The sequence below is a fragment of the Shewanella sp. GutCb genome (assembly GCF_002836135.1).
GTDB lineage: Bacteria > Pseudomonadota > Gammaproteobacteria > Enterobacterales > Shewanellaceae > Shewanella.
The window spans coordinates 1-564 of record NZ_PJBL01000076.1; the positions used below are offsets into that span (position 1 = coordinate 1).

General features: G+C 34.2%; 1 protein-coding gene. It reads right to left on the bottom strand.

Going from position 1 to position 564, the window contains the following annotated elements:
* Nucleotides 1–8 precede the first annotated feature (8 nt).
* Nucleotides 9–440: a DUF3592 domain-containing protein gene (locus CXF86_RS20020; RefSeq protein ID WP_102039878.1), complete on the bottom strand. Its 432-nt coding sequence runs from the start codon at nucleotides 438–440 to the stop codon at nucleotides 9–11.
* Between the last annotated feature and the right edge of the window lie 124 nt (nucleotides 441–564).

Below are 564 nucleotides of genomic sequence, written 5' to 3' on the forward strand. Positions count from 1 at the left end.
GGTAACCGTTACACTGTTACTCGATTCAATCTCTTTAACTGAAATAGACTGACTATAACAAAGCTACCACCAACGCCAAATAAGATTAAGCTTGCTAACCACAACCCCATGAAGCTATCGATTTTTGTATCCATTATTTCATCTGAATTATATAAAAGACTTACGCGCTCTTGTTCTTTATAACAAGCAGGACTACAACCAAAATTAGCTTCAAATATGTACGATTTTCCAGTGTGATCTTGAAATTCAATTTTAGGATATAAGGAGTCATCTCTTTGCACCAATTCTAAAACGACACCTTCAGTTGATAATGCACCATCGATAAAGTCAGATGTACTTTTAGTAATATATAAACCACCAATAAACATCAATATCCCAAGCACCAAATATAAATATCCAATTTTAGGGCTGTTATTCATCTTGCTTATGATGCTGGACATTATTGGGTTACCTAACATTTTAATATACGGCTTGCGCGTTTTGCCAAACCTTGTTGAGAAAGCGTGCACAGTCAAAATTCTTAAAAGTTCATGAATAACAGCTTATTAAACATTTACGCTTAAG